The following is a 1,388-nucleotide window of genomic DNA, read 5'->3' as shown; positions in this document are numbered from 1 at the left end:
GCGGCCGATGGTTTCGGTCTCGGTGCGCATCAGGCTGGACTCGATCATGCCGAGATCCAGACGAGCGGTATGGCCGATGGCGATCTGATCGCGGTTAAAGCGCAGGTAGTCCCGGTAGCCGGACGCGGTAGCAGTCGTTGCACCGGTGGTGCAGTTCAGGAAATCGCGGGTGCCGAGACGGCATTCCTCATTGTCGTACCAGGTCCGGTTCTGCTCGATGTCCAGCCACACGTCGTGACTCGCGTTGGGGGTGAGTGTGACCCTGGTGCCCAGACTGTGTTGACGGCTCTCGGCGGGTGCCGGGTTGCGTGCGCCGGCAGATACCCCGTCGGGCGTAAGCACCAGATCTGACTCGGCCCGACGATAGACGCTGCCGCGTAGTGCGATGCCAAGCAGATCGTCCACCAGTGGGCCGTTCGCGTAGAGATTTATCTTCTGTTCGGCGCCGTACTTGCCGCTCTCAGGGATCCCGGCTTCAAGGCCGAGCGCACCACCCCATTGACGGGCGACCCGTCGGGTAATGATGTTGATGACGCCGCCCATCGCATCCGAACCATAGAGGGTAGACATCGGGCCGCGGATGACTTCGATACGCTCGATGGCCGATAGTGGCGGGATGAAGCTGGTCAATGCATGGTCGAAGCCGTTGGGCGTCACATTGCCCGCGACGTTCTGCCGGCGCCCGTCGATCAGCACCAGCGTGTAGTCGCTCGGCATACCGCGGATGCTGATGTCCATGCCGCCGGTCTTGCCGGTCGAAGTGCGAACGTCGATGCCCTCAATCCCCTGCAGCGCCTCGCCGAGGTCGCGAAACTGCTTCTGCTCAAGTTCCTCGCGGGTGATTACCGAGATCGACGCCGGCGCCTGACGGATTTCCTGTTCGAATCCGGAGGCGGTAACGACGACGTCGGCCAGCCGGGTGCCGTCGGCTGCTCCTTGGGCGAAAGCCTGGCTGCCGAAGGCGCAGAGCGTGATACCAACTGCTTTTGCAAGTGGTGTAAGACGAATTGCGGGCGCGACGGCCCGTAGATGGCGAGACATTCCCTGGACTCCTGGTCAGTAGCGTGAAGATTTCCGGCTGGCTGGCTGACAGGAGGGGGGGGACGATGCCCTCATCCATTGATGGCTGGCTGGCTGATCAGGTCGAATTGTATATGAGAATGATTTGCGTTTGTATCGTAATGTATCGTTCGATACGAATCGTCGCTTGCCTCACGGCAGAAATTTCACGTAGAGGGCTGGCTACTCTGTCTCCAACCGCCACCGAGCGCCTTGTACAGGTCCACGGTTGCGCCGAGGCGCGCGAGACGGAGCTGGATGAGTTGATCCTGTGCAGAGAACAGGCTGCGCTGGGTGTCGAGCAGGGTTCCGGGGCTGTCGCTGCCTTC

The 1,388-nt window shown here is 61.7% G+C and carries 2 protein-coding genes; both read right to left on the bottom strand.

Going from position 1 to position 1,388, the window contains the following annotated elements:
* Positions 1–1,041 (bottom strand): TonB-dependent receptor plug domain-containing protein (locus GPA21_RS20150; RefSeq protein WP_168989842.1); only part of this gene is annotated, 1,041 nt, incomplete at its 3' end.
* 185 nt (positions 1,042–1,226) lie between these two features.
* A partial coding sequence (locus GPA21_RS21420) for a TolC family protein (RefSeq protein WP_168989841.1) occupies positions 1,227–1,388 on the bottom strand: 162 nt, incomplete at its 5' end.

It is taken from the genome of Azoarcus taiwanensis (genome assembly GCF_012910885.1).
GTDB lineage: Bacteria > Pseudomonadota > Gammaproteobacteria > Burkholderiales > Rhodocyclaceae > Azoarcus_F > Azoarcus_F taiwanensis.
The sequence above is the reverse complement of the archived record's forward strand: the minus strand, read 5'-3'. Positions and strand labels throughout refer to the sequence as shown.